The sequence below is a fragment of the Caballeronia choica genome, from assembly GCF_001544535.1.
In the GTDB taxonomy this organism is placed as follows: domain Bacteria; phylum Pseudomonadota; class Gammaproteobacteria; order Burkholderiales; family Burkholderiaceae; genus Caballeronia; species Caballeronia choica.
Map to the genome: position 1 here is coordinate 1 of NZ_FCON02000511.1, position 955 is coordinate 955.

Sequence of the window (955 nt, forward strand, 5' to 3'; positions counted from 1 at the left end):
ACCCCTTCGCTGCATGTGGACTACAAGCGTTCACGCATCAAGCAGTACCACAAGGAGGGTCAGGCGCTACGTACCGATACCACCATCAACGACACCCGCGAGTTCGGCGTCCGGACGACTGCTGCGCAACTTGCCCGAGCTGCGCAGCATCGGCTTTGCCGCCAATCGGCGCATGCTCGAAATCGAACAGATCAGCCACGACTGCGCGTTGGGCGAAGACGCGTTTCAGGATCTGCAGCGTGCGCGCCACTTTCACGGGCAGCGGGCACCGGCGCTGCGCTTTGCCGACCCGAAGGTCCAGGCGCTGCTGCAGGCGCTGGTGATGTTCGTCTTCGTCGCGCGCGGCTTTACCAATCAAGACCTGCGGCAAGCCTACGCCGTGCTGCAAGGCCCGTGCGCAAGATGCGCGAGTACACGCGCGTATAGAAGAGTGCCGTTTGCAGTCCACGATTTTCTGGAATCGCAGCCTTGCCCGCCGGATAGCTACGCAACTGATCGGTGATAATTTTTGTGCGGCGGCGGGCTCGAGCGCAGCACCCGCTTCAAGAAGCATTGGCAGATTGTCGCGCCGCTTTTGCGCTTTTGCGCTTTTGCAGCAGGATGTCGAGTTCGGCGCCGTGCTCGTCGACTGCGCGCCATAGCAGGCAAGGCTCGCCGCGCAATGCCACGAACATCTCATGGCGCAACTGATAACGCCGACGGGAAAACGGTGACCACGATACAGCGATTTCGATTTCCTCATCGCGTCAACTTGTGCGAGCCCACGAGCAATCTGAAAACGCCCTTCAAGGGACGATCTATTGGGTTATGAAGGGTCGCAGGCGTTCCAATCGGCTCTGCGTGTGGGCAAGACGGAATCGACTGCTTTCCGGATTGACAAGCAGCAATCCAGCACCTCCCGCAGAGATCAAAACGCTAGCAGCAAGTATGTAGCCGTGACCGTACCCAACCGCCG

1 protein-coding gene and 1 pseudogene are annotated in these 955 nt (G+C 59.9%); one reads left to right on the plus strand and one right to left on the minus strand.

What is annotated here, in order from left to right; translation table 11 throughout:
• The first annotated feature begins 130 nt into the window (after window positions 1–130).
• Entirely contained in the window at window positions 131–502 is a 372-nt protein-coding gene (locus tag AWB68_RS49195) for a hypothetical protein (protein WP_200828990.1), read from the plus strand.
• Here the strand turns inward: AWB68_RS49195 and AWB68_RS45385 are convergent.
• A pseudogene (locus AWB68_RS45385) lies at window positions 453–677 on the minus strand (DDE-type integrase/transposase/recombinase); the annotation flags it as partial. The gene AWB68_RS49195 and the pseudogene AWB68_RS45385 sit on opposite strands and share 50 nt — an antisense overlap.
• Window positions 678–955: the final 278 nt, after the last annotated feature.